Source organism: Nitrobacter sp., from assembly GCF_047149785.1.
In the GTDB taxonomy this organism is placed as follows: domain Bacteria; phylum Pseudomonadota; class Alphaproteobacteria; order Rhizobiales; family Xanthobacteraceae; genus Nitrobacter.
In genome coordinates this window covers 3,525,225-3,539,403 of the sequence record NZ_BAAGBE010000001.1, presented here as the reverse complement: position 1 = coordinate 3,539,403, position 14,179 = coordinate 3,525,225, and the positions used below count along the sequence as shown (strand labels likewise).

At 63.7% G+C, this 14,179-nt stretch carries 17 protein-coding genes and 1 tRNA gene; 11 read left to right on the top strand and 7 right to left on the bottom strand.

Annotated elements, in window-relative coordinates:
* Positions 1-14: 14 nt before the first annotated feature.
* The 4 genes from fba to ACMDCM_RS16500 are packed head-to-tail and all read right to left on the bottom strand — an operon-like array spanning position 15 to position 3,194.
* Complete coding sequence (gene fba / locus ACMDCM_RS16515) at positions 15-1,100, bottom strand: class II fructose-bisphosphate aldolase (RefSeq protein WP_412774561.1); 1,086 nt, start codon at positions 1,098-1,100, stop codon at positions 15-17.
* A 13-nt stretch (positions 1,101-1,113) separates the two neighbouring features.
* The gene (locus ACMDCM_RS16510; RefSeq protein WP_412774560.1) at positions 1,114-1,266 is read right to left on the bottom strand and encodes a hypothetical protein; all 153 of its coding nucleotides are present in this window, start codon (positions 1,264-1,266) and stop codon (positions 1,114-1,116) included.
* Entirely contained in the window at positions 1,263-2,135 is an 873-nt protein-coding gene (locus ACMDCM_RS16505) for a phosphoribulokinase (protein ID WP_412774559.1), read from the bottom strand. The genes ACMDCM_RS16510 and ACMDCM_RS16505 overlap by 4 nt, the downstream gene beginning before the upstream one ends.
* A gap of 21 nt (positions 2,136-2,156) precedes the next feature.
* The gene (locus ACMDCM_RS16500) at positions 2,157-3,194 is read right to left on the bottom strand and encodes a class 1 fructose-bisphosphatase (RefSeq protein WP_412774558.1); all 1,038 of its coding nucleotides are present in this window, start codon (positions 3,192-3,194) and stop codon (positions 2,157-2,159) included.
* Between the two features lie 129 nt (positions 3,195-3,323).
* Here ACMDCM_RS16500 and ACMDCM_RS16495 point away from each other — a divergent pair, with 129 nt between their 5' ends.
* Positions 3,324-4,271, top strand: coding sequence for a LysR family transcriptional regulator (locus ACMDCM_RS16495; RefSeq protein WP_412774557.1), 948 nt, complete (start codon positions 3,324-3,326; stop codon positions 4,269-4,271).
* A gap of 145 nt (positions 4,272-4,416) precedes the next feature.
* Here ACMDCM_RS16495 and ACMDCM_RS16490 read toward each other — a convergent pair.
* A tRNA-Pro gene (locus ACMDCM_RS16490) sits at positions 4,417-4,493 on the bottom strand.
* 67 nt (positions 4,494-4,560) lie between these two features.
* Between ACMDCM_RS16490 and ACMDCM_RS16485 the strand changes: the two genes are divergently transcribed.
* Positions 4,561-5,547: an L-threonylcarbamoyladenylate synthase gene (locus tag ACMDCM_RS16485; protein ID WP_412774556.1), complete on the top strand. Its 987-nt coding sequence runs from the start codon at positions 4,561-4,563 to the stop codon at positions 5,545-5,547.
* A 140-nt stretch (positions 5,548-5,687) separates the two neighbouring features.
* Positions 5,688-7,124, top strand: coding sequence for an FAD-binding oxidoreductase (locus ACMDCM_RS16480; RefSeq protein WP_412774555.1), 1,437 nt, complete (start codon positions 5,688-5,690; stop codon positions 7,122-7,124).
* Between the two features lie 43 nt (positions 7,125-7,167).
* Here the strand turns inward: ACMDCM_RS16480 and ACMDCM_RS16475 are convergent, their stop codons facing one another.
* Entirely contained in the window at positions 7,168-7,935 is a 768-nt protein-coding gene (locus ACMDCM_RS16475) for an SOS response-associated peptidase (protein WP_412774554.1), read from the bottom strand.
* 64 nt (positions 7,936-7,999) lie between these two features.
* On the opposite strand from ACMDCM_RS16475, the gene ACMDCM_RS16470 reads away from it, so the two are divergent.
* The 4 genes from ACMDCM_RS16470 (at position 8,000) to ACMDCM_RS16455 (ending at position 9,824) form a co-directional block, all read left to right on the top strand.
* A complete protein-coding gene (locus tag ACMDCM_RS16470) occupies positions 8,000-8,509 on the top strand; it encodes a hypothetical protein (RefSeq protein ID WP_412774553.1) in 510 nt (169 codons plus the stop codon).
* Complete coding sequence (locus ACMDCM_RS16465; RefSeq protein ID WP_412774552.1) at positions 8,509-8,934, top strand: NUDIX hydrolase; 426 nt, start codon at positions 8,509-8,511, stop codon at positions 8,932-8,934. The genes ACMDCM_RS16470 and ACMDCM_RS16465 overlap by 1 nt, the downstream gene beginning before the upstream one ends.
* Before the next feature lie 88 nt (positions 8,935-9,022).
* Positions 9,023-9,400 carry a TIGR02301 family protein gene (locus tag ACMDCM_RS16460; protein ID WP_412774551.1) on the top strand — a complete coding sequence of 126 codons (378 nt, stop codon included), beginning with the start codon at positions 9,023-9,025 and terminating at the stop codon, positions 9,398-9,400.
* Between the two features lie 157 nt (positions 9,401-9,557).
* Entirely contained in the window at positions 9,558-9,824 is a 267-nt protein-coding gene (locus tag ACMDCM_RS16455) for a hypothetical protein (RefSeq protein WP_412774550.1), read from the top strand.
* Between the two features lie 126 nt (positions 9,825-9,950).
* On the opposite strand, the gene ACMDCM_RS16450 is transcribed toward ACMDCM_RS16455, so the two are convergent.
* Entirely contained in the window at positions 9,951-11,285 is a 1,335-nt protein-coding gene (locus ACMDCM_RS16450; RefSeq protein WP_412774549.1) for a dihydroorotase, read from the bottom strand.
* A 171-nt stretch (positions 11,286-11,456) separates the two neighbouring features.
* On the opposite strand from ACMDCM_RS16450, the gene ygfZ reads away from it, so the two are divergent.
* The 4 genes from ygfZ to ACMDCM_RS16430 all read left to right on the top strand — a co-directional run bounded on the left by ygfZ (position 11,457) and on the right by ACMDCM_RS16430 (position 14,169).
* A complete protein-coding gene (ygfZ, locus tag ACMDCM_RS16445; RefSeq protein WP_412774548.1) occupies positions 11,457-12,338 on the top strand; it encodes a CAF17-like 4Fe-4S cluster assembly/insertion protein YgfZ in 882 nt (293 codons plus the stop codon).
* Positions 12,335-12,961, top strand: coding sequence for a DNA-3-methyladenine glycosylase I (locus ACMDCM_RS16440; RefSeq protein ID WP_412774547.1), 627 nt, complete (start codon positions 12,335-12,337; stop codon positions 12,959-12,961). The genes ygfZ and ACMDCM_RS16440 overlap by 4 nt, the downstream gene beginning before the upstream one ends.
* On the top strand, positions 12,958-13,569 hold the full coding sequence (locus tag ACMDCM_RS16435; RefSeq protein ID WP_412774546.1) for an HD domain-containing protein: 612 nt from the start codon (positions 12,958-12,960) through the stop codon (positions 13,567-13,569). Before ACMDCM_RS16440 ends, ACMDCM_RS16435 begins: the two co-directional genes overlap by 4 nt.
* A gap of 93 nt (positions 13,570-13,662) precedes the next feature.
* Complete coding sequence (locus ACMDCM_RS16430; protein WP_412774545.1) at positions 13,663-14,169, top strand: tyrosine phosphatase family protein; 507 nt, start codon at positions 13,663-13,665, stop codon at positions 14,167-14,169.
* Positions 14,170-14,179: the final 10 nt, after the last annotated feature.

Below are 14,179 nucleotides of genomic sequence, written 5' to 3'. Positions count from 1 at the left end.
GGTTCGATCCAATCTCACTCCGCGGCGACGGCCGTATCGCCGATGCGCGGATCAAGTTTGCCCGTGCGATAAAGCTTGGCCATTTCAGCCAATGGGATCACCTTGATCTTCGCGGCATTTCCGGCGGTACCAAACTGTTCGAAGCGCTCGCGACAAAGGTCGCGCATCGCGTCCATCGCAGGCTTCAGAAACTTGCGCGGATCGAATTCGCTTTTGTTGTCGGTCGCGACTTTTCTAAAGACCGCCGTCATCGCCAGACGGCAGTCGGTATCGATATTGACCTTGCGGACGCCGTGCTTGATGCCGCGCACGATTTCCTCGACCGGCACGCCCCAGGTCTGCGGCATCTCGCCGCCGAACTTGTTGAACTGGTCCTGCAGGTGCTGCGGCACCGAGGACGAGCCGTGCATCACCAGATGCGTGTTGGGAAGACGACGGTGGATCTCCTCGACCACCTTCATGGCGAGAATGTCGCCGTCCGGCTTGCGCGAGAACTTGTAGGCGCCGTGCGAGGTACCCATCGCGATCGCCAGCGCGTCGACCTTGGTGGCGCGGACGAAATCGACGGCCTGATCCGGATCGGTCAGCAGTTGATCGTGGCTGACGGGGCCTTCGATGCCGTGGCCGTCCTCCTGCTCGCCGCCGCCGTGCTCGAGCGAGCCGAGCACGCCCAGTTCGCCTTCCACCGAAGCGCCGACCCAATGCGCCATGTCGACGACGCGGCGGGTGATGTCGACGTTGTAATCATAGTCCGCCGCGGTCTTGGCGTCGGCCTTGAGCGAACCGTCCATCATGACCGAGGTGAAGCCGTACTTGATCGCGGTGGCGCAGGTCGCCTCCTCGTTGCCGTGATCCTGATGCATGCACAGCGGAATATGCGGATACATCTGGTCGAGCGCGTCGATCATGTTCGCCAGCATGATGTCGTTGGCGTAGGAGCGCGCGCCGCGCGAAGCCTGAAGAATGACAGGAGCGTCGACGGCGGCGGCCGCCTCCATGATCGCGAGACCCTGCTCCATGTTATTGATATTGAACGCCGGCACGCCGTAGCCATGCTCGGCCGCATGATCCAGCAATTGTCTCAGAGTAATACGAGCCATTTTTTCCTCACCCTCACACTTTGGATGCGCTGATACGAGTCACGACGGGGATTATACTCCCGTTGCCCATGTACCGATCAACCACCTCGATGTCGCGGTTCCCGCCGTCGTTGCGGCGGTTCCTCACGTCCGCGATTTTGCTTGTCAGCATCGATTCGCCGGTCATGCGCGCCTCTTCCGTTCGATAAGCTGAAGGATCAGCGGCGTCAGGATCAACTGCATGGCCAGATCGAGCTTGGACCCGTGAATGACAATCGAGTTCGCGCGCGACATGAAGCTGTTCGGGATCATCGACAGCAGGTACGGGAAATCGATGCCGCGCGGATTCTTCATCCGGATTACGACCATCGACTCGTCGGGCGTCGGTATCCATCTGGCGATGAACGGATTCGACGTATCCACCGTCGGCACGCGCTGGAAGTTGATGTCCGTCTCTGCGAACTGAGGGCAGATATAGTTGACGTAATCCGGCATGCGGCGAAGGATGGTGTCGGTAACCGCTTCGGTGGAATAACCCCGAGCGCTGCGATCCCGGTGCAGCTTCTGGATCCACTCCAGATTGATCACCGGAACGACGCCGATCTTGAGGTCGGCATACTGGGCGACATTCACCTTGTCGGTCACGACCGCGCCGTGCAGACCTTCGTAAAACAACAGGTCCGAGTTCTCGGGCAGTTGCCGCCAGTCCGTGAATGTCCCGGGCGGGACCCCATGCAGCGCCGATTCCGCATCGTCATGGACATAGTAGCGCGTGTTGCCGGTTCCGCTTTCGCCATAGCTGCGGAACACGGATTCGAGTTCGGCGAACAAGTTGGTCTCGGGACTGAAGTGGCTGAAGTGCTTGTTGCCCTTGTCCGACTCCTCGGCCATGCGCGTGCGCATCTCGGCGCGGTTATAACGGTGGAATGCGTCTCCTTCGATGTACGCGGCCACGACATTCTCGCGGCGGAAAATCTGTTCGAAAGTGCGCTTGACGGATGTCGTTCCGGCGCCCGACGAACCGGTGATGGAAATGATGGGATGTTTTCTGGACACGATGAACAAAAACCTTCGAAATCAGATGCGAAACAGGCCACGATGCCCGAACAACGGCGCGTTGGCTTCCAACGCGACCTCGGGCTGTGAATGCATGTGTTCGACACGCTGGACGTTCTTGATCGAGCCCATGATCAGCGGAACGCGCTGATGCAAGCTGGCGGGTGAGATATCGAGAATGCGCGTGCGGCCGGTGATGGCGCCGCCGCCCGCCTGTTCGACGATGAACGCCATGGGGTGAGCTTCGTAGACCAGACGCAACCGCCCTTCCTCGTAGCCACGACGACCATCGCTCGGATAGAGGAAAATGCCGCCGCGAACGAGAATGCGGAAAGCTTCAGCGACCAGCGAGCCGATCCAGCGCATGTTGAAGTCCTTGCCGCACGGGCCTTCCGCGCCCATCACGCATTCCTCGATATAGGAGCGCACCGGCGCATCCCAATGACGCCGGTTCGAAGAATTGATCGCGAACTCATTCGCATCCGGTGGGATCTGCACCATCGATCCCGTGAGCTTGTATTCGCGCGAGTCGCGATCGAGCGTGAAAATATCGACGCCGTGACCGATGGTCAGGACGAGAGACGTTTGCGGTCCGTACACGACGAACCCGGCGGCAAGCTGCGCGGAGCCCGGCTGAGTGAAAGTCGCGCTCGGATCGGCTGTCGTGGGCATGATCGAAAAGATCGTGCCGACCGACATGTTGGTGTTGATATTCGATGAACCGTCGAGCGGATCGAACGCGATGCTGATCGGAGCGTTCGCATCGAGGATGTCCAAATCCGCCATCTCTTCCGAAGCGAGCACGCCGATCGGAAGGCGGCCAAGAGCCGCGCGAATGATGTCGTCGGCGCGAACATCAAGATCCTTCTGCACGTCGCCGTCGGTATTGCGTCCGCGTGCCTGTCCGGTTATCCCCGCGAGCGCGCCACGGGATGTCAGGTCGGAGATTTCGATCGAAGCTTGCGCAAGCGCGGCTACGGCGTCCTTGACCGCTCGGTGAAGCGGATCAGGACCCGCGCATGCTTCCAACCGCTGTTGTAATGTAAGCTCCTGGCTCATCCAGATTTCCTCTCGGCCGCAATCTCCAAACAGCCGTTTTGGCGCTTTCCAGAGCATTGCGGGATATTGACTCGTTGCATGTAATAAGTACAATTTCAATATCCTTCATCGGGCCAAAAATTTTCTTATATGCACTCCAGTCTCCGCGACGCCACCATTCGGCAACTGCGCGCCTTGGCATCTGTTGCGACCGGTGGCAGCGTCACGGCGGCGGCCAACAAGCTGCATCTGACCCAACCTGCGGTCACCCTGCAGTTGCGCAACCTGCAACAACTCTGTGGACTGCCCCTGCTTCAGCGAACCAGCGACGGCATGGTTCTCACGCAGGCGGGACAGGAATTGTACAAGCTTTTCGAACGCGTCGAGGCCGCGATCGAAAGCTGCGCGACGTCGCTCGACATGATTGCCGGCCGAACCGGCGGACGCGTAGCGATCGGCGCCGTCAGCACCGCAAAATATTTTGTTCCTTTTGCGATTTCAGCATTCTCGAAGCTTCATCCGGGGATCGACATCAGTCTTACGATCGTCAATCGCCACGATATTCGTCAGGCGTTGCACGGTTATGCGCTTGATTTTGCCATCATGGGCCGGCCGCCGCCCGACATCGAAATGGATCTCCATCTGCTCGGCGACCATCCGCACGTCGTCGTCGCGCCGACCGGACACACGCTTGCGGGCGCGACGCAGCTAAAGGCGGCTGATCTGGCACAGGAAACCTTCATTTCCCGCGAGGCGGGCTCGGGGACGCGGTTCCTGATGGAGCAGTTCTTCGAGAACATCTCTCTTCGGCCTCAGATCGGCATGGAGATGAGCAGCAACGAGACGATCAAGCAGGCGGTTATCGCCGGTCTGGGGATTGCATTCATTTCAGCGCACACGGTCGCGACCGAGCTGAAAGAGGGCCGGATGATTATGCTCGACGTTGCCGGGCTCCCGATCGTGCGACAGTGGTTCGTCGTCAGGCGAAAGGACAAGGTCCTGCTCCCTCCGGCGCAGGAAATGCTCGATTTTCTGGTCGCCAACGGCAGGCAATTCCTGCCGCAGGCGCCGGTCGGCGGCGGTCGCGGCAAAAACTGATCGTTTCGACGCGTTCGCGCCTTGGCCGCCATCGACCGGTGATCACCGGAGCCCGTCATATGGCCAAAAGCATGCATGACGGGTCAATTCGTCGCGCGGCTGCGTTGCGCGGCCGAGGCATCAAAACTATAAGTCATTGAAATAATGGTCGGAGTGGCAGGATTCGAACCTGCGACCCCTGCGTCCCGAACGCAGTGCTCTACCGGGCTGAGCCACACTCCGACAAGACGCGGCTTATAGCCTCGGGTTTCGCGCACCGCAAGAAGCTGGATCGAGAACCGAAATTCCGATGACCGTGGAATTGACAACGCAGATCAGACCGGCCGGCGAAGCCGCGGCGTCAGCGGCCGTTCGCACGCTCCGCGACGGCGGACTGGTCGCGTTCCCGACCGAGACGGTCTACGGGCTCGGCGCCGACGCCGCCAACGCGGAAGCCGTCGCACGGCTCTACCGTGCCAAGGGCAGGCCCGCCTTCAATCCGCTGATCGTGCATGTCGGCGATCTCGAAGCCGCGCGACGGATCGCCTGTTTCGATGCCACGGCGCTTGCGCTCGCTGACGCGTTCTGGCCGGGCCCGCTGACGCTGGTGCTGCCGAAGGCTCCGCACTGCCCGGTGGCCGAACTTGCCACGGCTGGCCTCGACACCGTTGCAATCCGCCTCCCCGCCCACCCGGTGGCGCGCGCCATCCTGCGCGAGTTCGGCGACGCGGTGGTTGCGCCGTCCGCCAACCTGTCCGGCCATGTCTCGCCGACGACGGCGGCGCATGTGCAAAGCGATCTTTCAGGGCGGATCGACCTGATCGTCGACGGCGGGCCGGTCGAGGTCGGCGTCGAATCCACCATCGTCGGCTGTTTCGCATCCCCGACGTTGCTGCGTCCCGGCGGAATTCCTCGCGCCGACATCGAGCGCGTGCTCGGTAGTCCGCTGGCGCGACCCGATTCCGGCGCGATCGACGGACGACCGCCGGCGTCCGGGATGCTGGCCTCGCACTACGCGCCGCGCGCCAAGGTCCGCCTCGATGCCACGAGCCTTTCACGCGGCGAGGCGCTGCTGGCCTTCGGTCCGGCCGCTCTCGCGGGCAGCGAGACCGCGACTGCGGTGATGAACCTGTCCGAGCGTGGCGATCTCAAGGAGGCCGCCGCCAATCTTTTCGGCTATCTTCGCGCCCTCGACGCCAGCGGCGCGCGGACCATCGCGGTGATGCCGGTCCCCGACCATGGACTCGGAGAAGCCATCAACGACCGGCTGCGTCGCGCCGCCGCGCCGCAAGACTAAAGCCTTTCCGCTTCTGATGGAATCAGAAGCAGACTCTATGTTTTTGTTTTGACGCGTTTTCTTTACGCGAACCGGCAGCCACTTCGCTCGAAAACGCTTTAATGGACACATCGTCCAATCCATCGGACACCTGACGCGCCATGACCATCGTTCCGCCAAGATCCGCATCGCCACCGCTGTCGCCCGATCTGATCGCGCGCTTTGCATCGATCGTCGGCGACAAATATGCGGTGACCGACGCTGACGAGCTGGCGCCATACCTCACCGAGCAGCGCAACCTGTTTCACGGACGCTCTCCGCTGGTGCTGCGTCCGGCATCGACGGCGGAGGTGTCCGCGATCTGCAGGCTGGCGACCGAGCACCGGATCGCGCTGGTGCCGCAGGGCGGCAATACCGGCCTCGTCGGCGGACAGACGCCGCATCATGGCGAGGTGGTGGTCTCGACCCGGCGGATGGATAAAATCCGCGAGATCGATACCGCCTCCAACACCATGACGGTCGAAGCCGGCGCGGTGCTGCAGATCGTCCAGCAGCGCGCCGGCGAGGTCGACCGCCTGTTTCCGCTGTCGCTCGGCGCGGAAGGAAGCTGCACCATCGGCGGCAATCTCTCGACCAATGCGGGCGGCACCGGCGCGCTGGCCTTCGGCGTGGCGCGCGACATGGCGCTCGGCCTCGAGGTGGTGCTCGCCGACGGGCGCATCCTCAACGGTCTGTCGAAACTGAAAAAGGACAATACCGGCTACGACTTGCGCAACCTGTTCATCGGCGCGGAGGGCACGCTCGGCATCATCACCGCCGCGGTCCTGAAACTGTTTCCGCGACCGCGCGCGGTGGCGACCGCTTTCGTCGGCCTGACGTCGCCGGCCGATGCCTTGAGACTGCTGGCCATTTCGCAGGCCGAAGCCGCCGACAACCTGACCGGCTTCGAACTGATCGCCGAAATCTGCGTCGATATCTGCATCAAACACGGCTCCGATATCCGCGATCCGCTTACCCACCGCCATCCCTGGTACATCCTGATGGAAATCTCGTCGTCGCGCGACGACGCGGCCGCGACCCTTGAAGCCATTCTGGGGCGGGGCGCGGCGGATGGTGCCGTCAAGGATGCGGCGATCGCGGCCAGTCTCCAGCAGCGCGCGGCGCTGTGGAAACTGCGCGAGGTGATCCCGATGGCGCAGAAGCCGGAGGGCGGCTCGATCAAGCACGACATCTCGGTGCCGGTCGCCGCGGTGCCCGCCTTCATCGCCGAGGCGGATGCCGCCGTGACGAAGCTCATTCCCGGCGCGCGCCCGGTCGCCTTCGGCCATCTCGGCGACGGCAACATCCACTACAACGTCAGCCAGCCCGCGACCGGAACGACGGCGCAGGAATTTCTCGGCCGCTGGCACGAGGTCAATGCCGTGGTCTTCGCCATCGCACTGCGGATGGGCGGGTCGATCTCCGCCGAGCACGGCATCGGCGTGCTGAAGCGCGATGACCTGCCCGGCGTGAAAGACAAGACGGCGATCGAAGTGATGCGCGGCATCAAGGCGCTGCTCGATCCGCTCGGCATCATGAATCCGGGCAAGGTGCTGTGAGCGCCCGCGCGAGCCGGCGCGCCCGAGACCCCACGGTCGTCCGTCAAAACAACGAGCCCTGGCCGTCATCGCCGGAGACGGCGCGCGTGGCCTTGCGAACCGCGGCTGGCTTCATCGCCTTCGTCGCCTCGGCCTCCGCCTGCTCCACAGAGATCGGCAGCACCAATTGCGCGTCATCGTTGGCGACTCGGTTCACGCGCGTCGAGACTTCATGCCAGACGAATTCGCCGTCTCCCGGCGCGCGCAGCAACGACACGGCCTCTCCGGCATCGGCAGCATTGCCGTCGAGCCAGCGTGCATAATCCGCAGGCGCGATCGTCACCGGCACCCGCGGATGCAGGGCAGCGAGTTCGCCATGCGATGCCGTTGTGACGATGGCCACCGTATCGAGTTCCTCGCCGTTCGGCCCGGCCCAGGTCTCGGAAAGCCCTGCGAAGGCGATCATTCCGCCGTTGCGCGGCCGGATGAAGAGCGGCCGCTTGCGTCCCTCCGATTGATGCCATTCGTAATATCCGTCGGCCGGAAGCAGGCAGCGCCGCCTTTTCATTGCGTTCTTGAACGCAGGCTTGTCCAGCACCGTCTCGGTGCGAGCGTTGATGAGAAGCGCGAACTGCCGGGGATCCTTGACCCAGGCCGGAATCAGGCCCCATCGCATCAGGCGGAAATGCCGGCCTCCATTTTCCAGAACGACGGCCGGAACCGGCTGCGTCGGCGCAATATTGTACCGTGGCGGGAAATTCGGCTGCTCGGCGTAGTCAAACGCCCGGCGAATCGCCTCCGGCGGCGACAGGATCACATAGCGTCCGCACATTTTGTTGTGTTCCGGAGGTGAGAAATTCAACTGGTATTAATCGGAAAGTCTAACACTGCAACCAATGGCATCGGCGTCGAGCAAACCATTCCGCATTTCAACCGCCAAACGGATCGACCTCGACAGGGCCGGTTGGCAGGCCATGCTCGCGGCTGCCAACATCAACCCGCGAACCGGTCTCGCAACCGACTATCTCAATCATTTCAACGAAGCCATCATGCTGCTCGAGATGATCCCGGACATGCCAGAGTGCGCCGCAGATTTCCTGGACTGGCAACCACGGACCTATCCGGAGCACTTCACGGCCTCGAACTTCAAGGCCCGCGATCTCGCGATCGAGGCTTATGAACAGGCCGAACCCGACATTCGCACTCAGTTCGACAAGCTGACCGACGACATGACGACCATCCTGACCGCCGTGGCGTCAGCGATGAAAGGCGTCCGCCAGGACAAAACCCGCGCGATCCTCGCCATTCAGGCGACGAACTGGATCAAGCCGCTGGTCACGCTCGCTGGCGGCGTCATCAACGGCGAGCGTGGCGAAACCGACGTCGATTACATCATGAACCACTGATGCCGTCGCCCGAGCCTTGCCAAACTCCCCGGCTCGCCGTCAGCGCCGCGATCTTTCGCGACGGCAAGGTTTTGCTGGTGCGCCGTGCCCGGCCGCCCGGCAAGGGCTTGCATTCGCTGCCCGGCGGCCGCGTCGAATTCGGCGAGACCATGACGACGGCGCTGCATCGCGAGGTGGCGGAGGAAACCGGGCTGAGGATCGAGATCGTCGGTCCCGCGGGCTGGCGCGAGGTGCTTCCGGCCAAGCCCTCCCACGGGCATTTCGTGGTGATGGCGTTCGCGGCGCGCTGGGTCGGCGGCGAGCCCGTCCTGAGCGACGAACTCGACGGCTTCAGTTGGCTCGCGCCGGACCTGCCGGACGATTTGCAGGTCACCGAAGGGCTGCAAAGCATCATCGATTCGGCGCGGCGGCTCATCGCGGCGTAAGCCGCAGTCTTTGAAAGCTGTCCGCCGACCACCGCTGCCTTGCTTCCATCGCATTGAAAAGGCATATCACGATGGTTCTGGGTTCTTTATGCGCAAACCGGTTTTTGCCGTTGTTGTTCTGACTGCGATCTGCTGCGCGTTGCCCGCGCGCGGGCAGGAAGGGGCTGCGCCGTTCGATGCCGACCTGCAGCGGCTGGCCGAGATCCTCGGCACGCTGCACTATCTGCGCGGCATCTGCGGCGCCAATGAAGGCGCCAAATGGCGCAATGAAATGCAGGCCCTGGTCGACGCGGAGACGCCCACCGGCGAACGCCGCGCCAGGATGATCGCAGGCTTCAACCGCGGCTACGCCGGGTTCCAGCAGACCTACCGGGTATGCACCCCGGCCGCCAATGTCGCGATCCGCCGCTATATCGCGGAAGGCGCGAAGATTGCCCGCAACCTGACCGCCAGATACGCGAACTGACCGGCGTCGTGCTCTCGCGCTCGCAGACAGCCCCGAATTCCAACTCAAATGCGCCGAGGTCCGTTAACCTTTCCTAAAGAACTGGCTGTCGAGCACCGAATCGCGTGCTAAACCAAGGCCGTTAAGCGCTTCGTTTCGTCAGACGACCGGATTTTTCATGCGCCCGCCATTTACCTTCAGCCCGGCCCGCGACTCGCTGCCCGATCAGGAGCAGAAACAGGCTGCGCTGAGTTACCTTAACGAAGCGTGGGCGGAGGCGCGGCACGACGGGGTCGATGGTGACTGCCTGGCGCAGGCCAGCCTGTTCGCGGCCTTCGCGGAACTCGTCGGCACCTATGGCGAAGATGCCGTGGCGAATTTCGTCGAAGGTCTTGCAAGCCGCGTCCGCAACGGCGAATTCTCGATCGCTCTGGCGAAGCAGTAGCTATTCATCCGCCGCCGTCATCGCCCGGCCCGACCGGGCGATGACGATATTCCAGCCCACCTCAGCGCTCTGCAATACTGGATGATCCGGCTTCGCGGATGATGACGTCCGGGATTGCAGCCCTCGCTATGCCTTGAGCGTCTCCAGAAAGCGCACCGGTTCGCCCGCGGATGGCGTCGTCAATTCGCCCTGCCACATCACGCGGCGGCCGCGCACGAAGGTGCCGACCGGCCAGCCCGTCACCTCGACGCCGTCATAGGGCGTCCAGCTCGCGCGCGAGGCCACCCACTCGTTGGTGATGGTCTCGCTCCGCTTGAGATCGACCACCGTGAAGTCGGCGTCAAAGCCGGCCGCGATCCGGCCCTTGCAGGCGATGTTGAAAAGCCGCGCCGGTCCGGCGCTGGTGAGATCGACAAAGCGCGCCAGCGACAGCCGGTCCGCATTGACGTGATCCAGCATCACGGGCACCAGCGTCTGCACGCCGGTCATGCCCGAGGGCGAGGCGGGATAGGCTTTCTGCTTCTCCTCCAGCGTGTGCGGCGCGTGATCGGAGCCGAGCACGTCGACGATGCCTTGCTTGATGCCGTTCCAGATGCCTGCGCGATGCGCGGCATTGCGCACCGGCGGGTTCATCTGCGCCAGCGTGCCGAGCCGCTCGTAGCAGGCGGGCGCGACCATCGTGAGATGGTGCGGCGTCGCCTCGCAGGACGCCACGTCCTTGTGGTCGCGCAGATACTCGATCTCTTCCTTGGTCGAGATATGCAGCACGTGAATGCGCTTTCCGGTCTCGCGGGCGAGGCTGACAAGCCGCTGCGTCGCCTTGAGCGCGGCGGTCTCGTCGCGCCACACCGGATGCGAGCGCGGATCGCCCTCGATACGCAACCCCTTGCGGTCGTTGAGGCGGTATTCGTCCTCGGCGTGGAACGAGGCGCGGCGGCGGATCACGTTGAAGATTTTTCGCAGGCCGTCGTCGTCCTCGACCAGCAGCGCGCCGGTGGACGATCCGACGAACACCTTGACCCCGGCGCAGCCCGGCGCGCGCTCCAGTTCCGGCAGGTCCCGCACGTTGTCGCGGGTGCCGCCGATGAAGAAGGCGAAGTCGCAATGCATGCGATGGTGCGCCGCCTTCATCTTCGCGGCGAAGGTTTCCGCCGTCACCGTCAGGGGATTGGTGTTCGGCATCTCGAATACTGCTGTCACGCCGCCCATCACGGCGCTGCGCGAGCCGGTTTCGAGGTCTTCCTTGTGAGTGAGTCCCGGCTCGCGGAAATGCACCTGGGTATCGATGACGCCGGGCAGGACATGCAGTCCCCGGCAGTCGATCACCTCGCCGGCGTCGGCGTGGCCCAATCCGCCGATGGCGGCGATGCGGCCGCCGGAAACGCCGATGTCGCCGATCCCCTCGCCGTCCTGATTGACGATGGTGCCCGCTCTGAGAATCACGTCAAATGTCTTGGCCATTTGTTCCGATCATCGTTTCCGACAGCTTTTTCCGCACGCCGCAGCGCCATGCGGACCCTTGTTGCCGGCACCTTAGCGGCTTACGTTGCGAAGCGAAATCGGCACGCAGGTTTCCCCGGGGTACTGCGCAAGACCCGCCAAGACAACAATGCCCGGCCAAGAGATAGTGTCATGAAAGCAGCGTTTCTTCCCGACCGGGGGGTGGTCAAGGTCAGCGGCGACGACGCACGCAATTTTCTCAACGGTCTCGTGACCACCGATGTGACCAAGGTCCAGCCGGGGCTCGGGCGGTTCGGCGCGCTGCTGACGCCGCAGGGCAAGATCACCTTCGATTTCCTCATCACCGAAGCGCAGCCCGGCCATGGCGGCGGCTTTCTGATCGACTGCCCGCTGCCGCTGGCGCAACCGCTTGCGACCAAGCTCGGCTTCTACAAGCTGCGCGCCAAGGTGACGGTCGACAACATCTCCAGCACGCTCGGCGTGCTGGCGGCCTGGGACGGAGAACCCGCCATGAAGCCGGACCTGACCTTCGCCGACCCGCGCAGCGACAAGCTCGGCTGGCGCATTCTCGCACCGCAGGACCTCGCGGCCCGGGCGGCCACCGTGATCGGCGCCGAACTGGTCGAAAGCTCCGACTATGAGGCCCACCGGATCGCAGCCGGCGTGCCGAGCGGCGGCGCCGATTTCACGTTCGGCGACGCCTTTCCGCATGAAGCCAACATGGACCGGCTGCACGGCGTCGATTTCGACAAGGGCTGCTATGTCGGCCAGGAAGTCGTGTCGCGCATGGAGCATCGCGGCACCGCGCGCAGCCGGATCGTGCGCGTGCTTTTCGACGATGGCGCGCCGGAGGCCGGCACGGCCGTCGTCGCGGCGGACAAACCGGTGGGCACCATGGGCTCGTCGGCCGCGGGCCATGGGCTTGCGCTGTTGCGGCTGGATCGCGCCGCGGACGCGATCGAGGCCGGGATTGCGTTGACGGCGGGTGCCGTGACGATCCGTATCGCCGATCCTGATGACCTCAAGCTCGCGGCGAAGAAGACGGTCGCATGACGCAATCCGCGCGCCTGCATGCCGACGGCCTGACCCGCTGTCCGTGGCCCGGCGACGATCCGCTCTATCTCGCCTATCACGACACCGAATGGGGCATACCCGAATACGACGACCGCGCGCTGTTCGAAAAGCTGATCCTCGACGGCTTTCAGGCGGGCCTGTCGTGGATCACGATCCTGCGCAAGCGCGACAACTTCCGCAGCGCCTTCGACGACTTCAACCCGGAAAAGATCGCGCGCTATGGCGACAAAAAAATCCACGCGCTGATGAACGACGCCGGCATCGTGCGCAACCGGGCGAAGATCGAGGGCGCCGTCGCAAGCGCGAAATCCTATCTGGCGATCATGGAGCAGGGTCCGGGCTTTTCCGTTTTGCTGTGGGACTTCATGGATGGCGCGCCGAAGGTCAATCGCTTCAAGACCACCGCGACCGTGCCGGCCTCGACGCCGCTCTCGATCAAGATCTCGAAGGAACTGGCCTCGCGCGGGTTCAAGTTCATCGGCCCCACCATCGTCTATGCCTTCATGCAGGCGACCGGCATGGTCAACGACCATCTGGTGACGTGCCATTGCCATGAGAGATGCGGCAAGCAGACCCGCAAGCCGCGCCTTGCGACGATATGACGGCAAAAGCGGCTCCGAAAATCTCGTCGCGCGCATGGCAGCGGATGCTGTCCGGCCGACGGCTCGACCTGCTCGATCCCTCCCCTCTCGATATCGAGATCGCGGATATCGCCCATGGCCTCGCCCGGGTGGCGCGATGGAACGGCCAGACCCGCGGCGCGCATATTTTCTCGGTCGCACAGCACACGCTGCTGGTCGAAGCCGTGATGCGCGAGCATACCCCGCGCGTCGATATCGGCGTGCGGCTGGCGGCGCTGCTGCATGACGCGCCGGAATATGTCATCGGCGACATGATCTCGCCGTTCAAGGCGGTGATCGGCGGTTCCTACAAGACGGTGGAGAAGCGGCTGTTGTCGGCGATCCACGTCCGCTTCGGGCTGCAACCGGCGCTGCCCACCGATATCGCGCGGCAGATCAAGGATGCCGACATGGGGGCGGCCTATCTCGAGGCGACGCATCTTGCGGGCTTCTCCGAACCCGAGGCGAAGCGCCTGTTCGGCAGCGATCCCGGCCTGCCGGCGGTGCTGATCGACGACTACCTGACTCCATGGTCGGCAGGAAAGGCCGAGAAGCGGTTCCTGGCGCGGTTCAAGAGCCTGCAGGCTTGATGGCTTAGGCTGGCTCCAGGCGGTTCCCAGGCGGGAGACCGCCTTTCGCCCCTGCGCTTACGAGCCTATATTCCCGAGAAAACCAGGAATGCCATGATCCACGTCTGCTCGCTTGCCCTGCTGGCCGATACCGTCAGAACCACGGGCGCCAGCCATATCCTCACCGTGATGGCCAATGTCGATCAGGTGCAGCGTCCGCGCTCCGTGCTCGAAGCCAATCATCTGAAGGTGTCGATGGACGACATCAACGAGCCCGCGGACGGCTTCATCGCGCCGAACGACGGCCATATCATCCAGCTTCTCGCCTTCGTGCGCGGCTGGGACCGCAAGGCGCCGCTGGTGGTGCATTGCTACGCCGGGATCAGCCGATCGAGCGCGAGCGCCTTCACCGCCGCCTGCGCGCTCAATCCGCATCGCGACGAGATTTCCATCGCACGGCAGATTCGCGCGGCCTCGCCGGTCGCGCAGCCGAACCGGCTGATCGTGGCGTTGGCGGACAAGGCGCTCGGCCGCGAGGGACGGATGCTGCGCGCGCTCGACGAGATAGGCCCCGGCAACATGGCGATCGAAGGCCGGCCGTTCCGCGTCGATCTGGATTGATGCGCGGTCA

Bases quoted from the DNA above. Each gene is read 5' to 3' on its own strand.
- fba (WP_412774561.1), bottom strand. From the start codon at position 1,100: ATGGCTCGTATTACTCTGAGACAATTGCTGGATCATGCGGCCGAGCAT.
- ACMDCM_RS16510 (WP_412774560.1), bottom strand. From the start codon at position 1,266: ATGACCGGCGAATCGATGCTGACAAGCAAAATCGCGGACGTGAGGAAC.
- ACMDCM_RS16500 (WP_412774558.1), bottom strand. From the start codon at position 3,194: ATGAGCCAGGAGCTTACATTACAACAGCGGTTGGAAGCATGCGCGGGT.
- ACMDCM_RS16495 (WP_412774557.1), top strand. From the start codon at position 3,324: ATGCACTCCAGTCTCCGCGACGCCACCATTCGGCAACTGCGCGCCTTG.
- ACMDCM_RS16485 (WP_412774556.1), top strand. From the start codon at position 4,561: ATGACCGTGGAATTGACAACGCAGATCAGACCGGCCGGCGAAGCCGCG.
- ACMDCM_RS16480 (WP_412774555.1), top strand. From the start codon at position 5,688: ATGACCATCGTTCCGCCAAGATCCGCATCGCCACCGCTGTCGCCCGAT.
- ACMDCM_RS16475 (WP_412774554.1), bottom strand. From the start codon at position 7,935: ATGTGCGGACGCTATGTGATCCTGTCGCCGCCGGAGGCGATTCGCCGG.
- ACMDCM_RS16470 (WP_412774553.1), top strand. From the start codon at position 8,000: ATGGCATCGGCGTCGAGCAAACCATTCCGCATTTCAACCGCCAAACGG.
- ACMDCM_RS16465 (WP_412774552.1), top strand. From the start codon at position 8,509: ATGCCGTCGCCCGAGCCTTGCCAAACTCCCCGGCTCGCCGTCAGCGCC.
- ACMDCM_RS16460 (WP_412774551.1), top strand. From the start codon at position 9,023: ATGCGCAAACCGGTTTTTGCCGTTGTTGTTCTGACTGCGATCTGCTGC.
- ACMDCM_RS16455 (WP_412774550.1), top strand. From the start codon at position 9,558: ATGCGCCCGCCATTTACCTTCAGCCCGGCCCGCGACTCGCTGCCCGAT.
- ACMDCM_RS16450 (WP_412774549.1), bottom strand. From the start codon at position 11,285: ATGGCCAAGACATTTGACGTGATTCTCAGAGCGGGCACCATCGTCAAT.
- ygfZ (WP_412774548.1), top strand. From the start codon at position 11,457: ATGAAAGCAGCGTTTCTTCCCGACCGGGGGGTGGTCAAGGTCAGCGGC.
- ACMDCM_RS16440 (WP_412774547.1), top strand. From the start codon at position 12,335: ATGACGCAATCCGCGCGCCTGCATGCCGACGGCCTGACCCGCTGTCCG.
- ACMDCM_RS16435 (WP_412774546.1), top strand. From the start codon at position 12,958: ATGACGGCAAAAGCGGCTCCGAAAATCTCGTCGCGCGCATGGCAGCGG.
- ACMDCM_RS16430 (WP_412774545.1), top strand. From the start codon at position 13,663: ATGATCCACGTCTGCTCGCTTGCCCTGCTGGCCGATACCGTCAGAACC.